1 pseudogene is annotated in these 1146 nt (G+C 78.4%); it reads right to left on the reverse strand.

What is annotated here, in order from left to right:
* Positions 1 to 155 precede the first annotated feature (155 nt).
* Positions 156 to 1146, reverse strand: a pseudogene (locus AOK18_RS28915) (aminotransferase-like domain-containing protein); the annotation flags it as partial.

Here is a 1146-nt window from a genome sequence, read left to right on the forward strand (position 1 = left end):
TGCTCCCCGGCTCGCGGCGGACAGCCTAGGCGCCGGCCGGCGGGAGGGCGGCGGGGGGCCCTCGAACGCGACCTCACCCGGCCGTGGCCGTGGGGTTTTTGGGGCGGTGCGCCCGTTTGGCGCGGCGGCTGCCGGGCGGGGACGCGGGACGTTCCTCAGGGAAGCGCCCGGCACAGGGCGTCCAGGGCGGCCGCCCAGGCGTGGTCCGGCGGGGTGCCGTAGCCGACGACCAGGGCGTCCGGGGGCGGGGCCCCGGCGGCGGGGTGCCGGAAGTGCGCCAGGCCCAGGACCGAGAGACCCTGCCAGGCGGCCGCCCGGACGACCGACCGCTCGGTGCCCGGGGGCAGGCGGAGCACGGCGTGCAGCCCGGCCGCGATGCCCGTGACCCGTACGTCGGGGGCCCGTGCGGCGAGGGCCCCGACCAGGGCGTCGCGACGGCGCCGGTAGCGCAGCCGGGCGGCACGCACGTGCCGGTCGTGGGCGCCGGAGGTGAGGAACTCGGCGAAGGTGAGCTGTTCCAGGACGCTGACGGTCCGGGCGGCGCCGTGCTCGACGACCGCCGGCAGGAGGGACGGGGGGAGCACCATCCAGCCCAGACGGAGGCCGGGGGCGAGGGACTTGCTGACCGTGCCGAGGTGGACCACGTGGTCGGGGTCCAGGTCCTGGAGCGCCCCGACGGGCTGGCGGTCGTACCGGAACTCGCCGTCGTAGTCGTCCTCCAGGACCAGGCCGCCGGTGCGGCGGGCCCAGTCGACGACGGCCGCCCGGCGTTCGGGGCGCAGCACACCGCCCAGGGGGAACTGGTGGGCGGGGTTGAGGAGCACCGCGGCGGCGTCGCCGGGGTCGGCGTCGTCGGAGGGGACCGGGGTGGTGCGCAGTCCGGTGCGTTCGATCAGGTTCCGGTGTTCGGGGAGGCCGTAGGGCTCCACGGCGAGCGTGCGGGCGCCGCGGGCGGTGCGCAGGACGTCGCACAGCAGGCGGAGGCCGTGGGCGAACCCGGAGCAGACGACGACGTGTTCGGGGTCGGCGCGCACGCCCCGCACCCGCGCCAGGTACTCGGCGAGGGCGGCGCGCAGTTCGGGGCGCCCCCTGGCGTCCGCCGTAGCCGAGGGCGTCGTGGGGGGCGGACGCCAGGGGGCGCCCCGA

Source organism: Streptomyces prasinopilosus, assembly GCF_001419695.1.
GTDB lineage: Bacteria > Actinomycetota > Actinomycetes > Streptomycetales > Streptomycetaceae > Streptomyces > Streptomyces prasinopilosus.